Genomic DNA, 4,663 nt, shown 5'->3' with positions numbered 1-4,663 from the left:
GCCGGCCTTTTCCAGCGACGTCATGTCGTACTGCGTCACGATCACGCGTTCGTCATCGCTGCCGCCCGCACCCTTCGAGGCCTGCGTGCAGATCGGCACGAACTCGTCGAGCGGGCCCGGCGCGATCACGACGCCAGCCGCATGTACACCGGTGTGGCGCGACAGCCCTTCCAGCGAAATCGCGAAGTCCAGCAGTTGCTTGTAGCGTGGCTCGTTCTGATAGAACGCCTTCACTTCCGGCACCTGCACGATCGCTTCCTTGACGGTCAGCGAAAAGTTCGGCGCATTCGGAATCAGCTTGGCCAGCGCGTCCGTTTCGCCCGGCGTGAAGCCCAGCGTACGGCCCACGTCTTTCACGGCGGCGCGCGATTTCAACGTACCGAACGTCACGATCTGACCAACCGAATCCTTACCGTACTTCTGTCGCACGTACTCGATCACTTCCCCACGTCGCTCGAAGCAGAAGTCGACGTCGACGTCGGGCATCGAAATGCGTTCAGGATTGAGAAAGCGTTCGAAGAGCAGGTCGAACTCGAGCGGACACACGTCGGTGATCCGCGTGGCGTACGCCACCAGCGATCCGGCTGCCGACCCGCGTCCCGGGCCCACCGGGATACCACGGTCGCGCGCCGCCTTGATGAAGTCGGCGGTGATCAGGAAGTAGCCGGCGTAACCCGTCTTCGTGATCACACCCAACTCGTAATCGAGCCGCTCCTGCACGTGCGCCGGGAGCGGATCGCCATACCGCACTTTCGCGCCGTCGGTGGCGAGTCGCACGAGGTACTCGTTTTCGGTCTCCACGCCAGGAGGCAGCGGGAACGACGGCACGTAGTACTTCTTGGCGAACTGCACGTCCACCGACTCGGCGATCGCCAGCGTGTTCGTGAGCAGATCTTCGCGCCCCGGGAAGAACGGGCGGATCTCGTTGGCCGGCTTGAAGTACAACCCGTCGTCGTACTTCATGCGATCGCGATCGTTGCGATCCTTGCCGAGGCCGATGCACAGCAGTACGTCGTGCGCGTCGTGATCCTCGTGCTTCAGAAAGTGCGCGTCGTTCGTGGCGATCACGGGCAATCCCAGCTCGTCACCCAGTGACAGGATCTTGGCGTTGAGCTTGGCCTGTCCTTCGCTGGTATGCGCCTGCACCTCGAGGTAATAGCGGTCCTTGAACAGCTCGGCATACCACGCGGCGGCCTCGCGCGCCGCATCCATGCGGTCGTCCATCAGGTGACCGGCCACTTCACCGGCCAGGCACGCCGATGACACGATCAGTCCCTCGGAGTACTTGGCCAGCAGCTCGCGGTCGATTCGCGGCTTCGTATAGAAGCCTTCGGTGTATCCCAACGACGACAGCTTGACCAGATTCTTGTAGCCCACCAGATCACGGGCCAGCAGCACCAGGTGGTAGTACGGCTTCTGGCCCGGTCCCGGGCGTCCGCGCGTGCGACGGTCACCCGGCGCCACATACGCTTCCATCCCCATGATGGGCTTCACGCCCGCCTTGCGTGCTTTCTCCTGGAAATCCCAGGCAGCATGCATGTTACCATGATCGGTGATCGCCAGCGCCGGCATTTCGTAATGCTGTGCGCGTTTGATCAGATCATCGATACGATTCGCGCCGTCGAGGAGCGAATACTCGGAGTGGCAGTGCAGATGAACAAACGACATGGACTGGGAATGATAGCCGACCAGGGCAACGAGCAACACGGGATTGACAAGCGCGGTCGCACAGCGCACCCGCGGATATCGTGGCGTTCGCTGCGCCGCGTGAGCGGTGCGACCGCCGTATTACTGGCCGTCGTGCTCGGAATCACCCCCACGGGTTGCTACATCTCCCGCGCCGCCTTCGAGGAAGCGCGGATTTTGTCACGACGAGAGCCCATTGCAAAGCTGGTGGCTGATTCGGCCACCGATCCGGTGCTGCGTGCCAAGCTCAGTCTGGTGCTGGAGGCGCGTCGCTTCGCCATCGACTCACTCGCGCTCGAGGCAGGCAAGAGTTTTACGGCGTTCTCCCGGCTCGACCGCGATACGTTGGTGCTGGTCGTCTCCGCCGCCTATCGCGACCGGCTCGCGCGCAAAACGTGGTGGTTTCCCGTGGTGGGACGCTTTCCGTACAAGGGCTTCTTCGACTTCCCCGGCGCGCTGCGTACGGCCGAGGCGTTGCGCAGCGACGGCTTCGACGTGACGGTCGGGCCGTCATCGGCCTTCAGCACCTTGGGCTGGTTCAATGATCCACTCGTGAGCACCACCGTGAAGGCGGATTCGATAACGTTAGTGAACACGATCATTCACGAACTGCTGCACAACACCTTCTTTGCCAAGGGGCAGGTGTCGTTCAACGAGTCCTTCGCCACCTTCGTGGGCGGGCGCGGCGCAGAGCATTTCTTCCGCGCGCGCGGCGACTCGGTGTCGCTCCGCCGCGCGGAAAACGACTGGCACGATGACCTCGTGCTCGGCGCGTTCTGGGAGCGCACGTCGCACGAGGTCGAGCGGGTGTTCGCGTCGCTTCCCGACACTGCCCGCACCGAACGCATTGCCGCCCGTGACAGTGTGTACGCGCTCGCCCGTACACGACTGGTGGATAGCATCGGGCCGCAGCTTCTTACCTATCCGGAAGGATGGGCGCAGAAGGTGCGGCTCAATAATGCCGTGTTGCTATCGCGCCGCGTGTACGCGGAACGCCTCGATCACTTCGACTCGGTGTATGTGGCCGAGGGGCGTGACTTGAAGCGGGCGATTCAACGCATCATCGCGCTTCAGGCAGCAGCACGAACCGCGCGCGATTCGCTTCCGTGAGGTACTTCTTCGCCGCCGCCGCCAGCTTTTCAGCGGTGAGTCCGGCAATCATCGGATCTTCATTGCCGATGGTGCCGAGATCGTCGCCGTTCTCCAACCGACCGCGGATCGTGTTCAGCCAGTAGCCGTTCTGCTTGCGCGCCACTTCCAGTTCGCGACGCTGCTGCTCACGCACGCGTTCCACTTCCGCCGCACTCGGCGGCACCCGACGCAGCGAGTCGAGCTCCTGCTGTACTGCGGCAAACATCGAATCCGCTTTCTCGGGCGCCGAGCCGTAGCTGATCACCAGCTGCCATTCCTGGCGCGGAGTGCGCGAGAACTGCGCGTTCACCGACACGGAATACGTGCCGCCCAGCGATTCGCGGAGACGGTCCAGCAGACGCATCTCGAGCACTTCGCCCAACGACGAGAGCAGGTAGGCGTCTTCGCGGCTCCACGGGGCTACACCGCCCATCAGAATGGCCGTCTGACTCTGCGGCGCGATACCCTTGCGCACTGTTTTGTCGATCTGGCCCGTGAACAGCTTCGGCCCGACATCCTTGAACGTTTCCGTGCGACCGGCGGCCGGCAGGGGCGCGAGCCACTGCTCTACCAAAGGCTTCAGCACCGCGAGGTCCACGTTGCCGACGAACAGGAACGTGAAGTCGCCCAGATCGGCGAAGCGATCGCGATAAATGGCCAGCATCTCGTCGAGGTTGAGCTCCTTCAGTATCTCGACCGACAGCGGCCTCACCCGTGGACTGCCGCCGGCCAGCGTCATCTGCACCGTGTCGCCGAACACCGCGGCCGGATTGGCGTCCTTGTTCTTGAGCACCTGATCGAATTGCTGCAGCAGCGCCTGGAACGCCGACGTGTCCGCGCGGGGCGACGTGAGACGCAGCCACGTGAGCTGCATCATCGTCTCGAGATCCTTCGGCGAAGCGCGACCGCTCACGCCTTCGCTGAGATCCGAAATGACCGCCGACGCCGAGGCCACCTTGCCGGTGAGCTTCTTGTTCAGGTCGATGATGGAGTAGTCGCCTACGCCGCCGCGTTCAATCACGGTGGTCGCCAACGACGTCTTGAACACGTCCTTGTCGGCCACGAGACTGGCGCCACCGGGGCTCCAGCCGGTCATCACGATCTGGTCGGCGGTGAAATCGGTGGGCTTCACGAACACCTTGATGCCGTTCGACAACGTCCATTCCGTGAGGTTGAGCGATGCGGTCTTCCGTTCGCTCACCACGCGCCCAGCCGTCGGTGCCTTGGCCACGAGGGCGCCCGCCGTGACCGTTTCCACCCACGGCGTGATCGTGGCGGCGTTCACCTTGCCGAACACCGCGCGGACATCGGCGTCAGTCGGCACCGTGAGGCCGTCCTTTTCGGGGAGACTCACCGTTACCACGCGATTCGCCTCACCGACGCGGCTCGCGCCGAGGGCATTGATTTCGGCGATCGTGACGGTGGGCAGCAGACGCTGCATCGCGGCGTACTCGAACGCGATACCGGGAATCGCTTCGCCCTGCAGGAAGTTGTCGATGTATTCGTCGACGAACGCCCCCGACGGTGTTTTGTCGCGCTCCTGGTAGGCGCGTTCGTATCCGCGCAGCGTGTTGATCTTCGCGCGCTCGAGTTCCGTGGCCAGGAACCCATGGCGACGAACGCGTTCGGCTTCGGTGAGCAGCGCCTGCAACGACTCCATCAACTTGCCCTCTTTCGCGCTCGCGTCGAGCGAGTAGTACTCGCTGTTGCGCACGAAGCTGCCGCCGCCGGCACCGGCGCCCACGAACGGCGTCTCGGGTTTGAGGGCGAGCTCGCCGAACCGTTGATTCAACATCTGGTCGTACAGACGCTCCAGGAGATCCTGCCGGAGATCGCCCACCGTGCG

At 63.5% G+C, this 4,663-nt stretch carries 3 protein-coding genes; 1 reads left to right on the top strand and 2 read right to left on the bottom strand.

Annotated elements, in window-relative coordinates; all coding sequences use genetic code 11:
- Window positions 1-1,668: DNA polymerase III subunit alpha (gene dnaE, locus ACESNG_RS24605; RefSeq protein ID WP_373071422.1), on the bottom strand; the 1,668-nt coding region annotated here is incomplete at its 3' end.
- Between the two features lie 99 nt (window positions 1,669-1,767).
- On the opposite strand from dnaE, the gene ACESNG_RS24600 reads away from it, so the two are divergent.
- Entirely contained in the window at window positions 1,768-2,796 is a 1,029-nt protein-coding gene (locus ACESNG_RS24600; protein WP_373060169.1) for an aminopeptidase, read from the top strand.
- On the opposite strand, the gene ACESNG_RS24595 is transcribed toward ACESNG_RS24600, so the two are convergent.
- A partial coding sequence (locus ACESNG_RS24595; protein ID WP_373071419.1) for an insulinase family protein occupies window positions 2,747-4,663 on the bottom strand: 1,917 nt, incomplete at its 5' end. The two genes, ACESNG_RS24600 and ACESNG_RS24595, sit on opposite strands and share 50 nt — an antisense overlap.

Source organism: Gemmatimonas sp. (assembly GCF_041689975.1).
GTDB lineage: Bacteria > Gemmatimonadota > Gemmatimonadetes > Gemmatimonadales > Gemmatimonadaceae > Gemmatimonas.
This window is presented reverse-complemented; position numbering and strand designations above follow the sequence as displayed.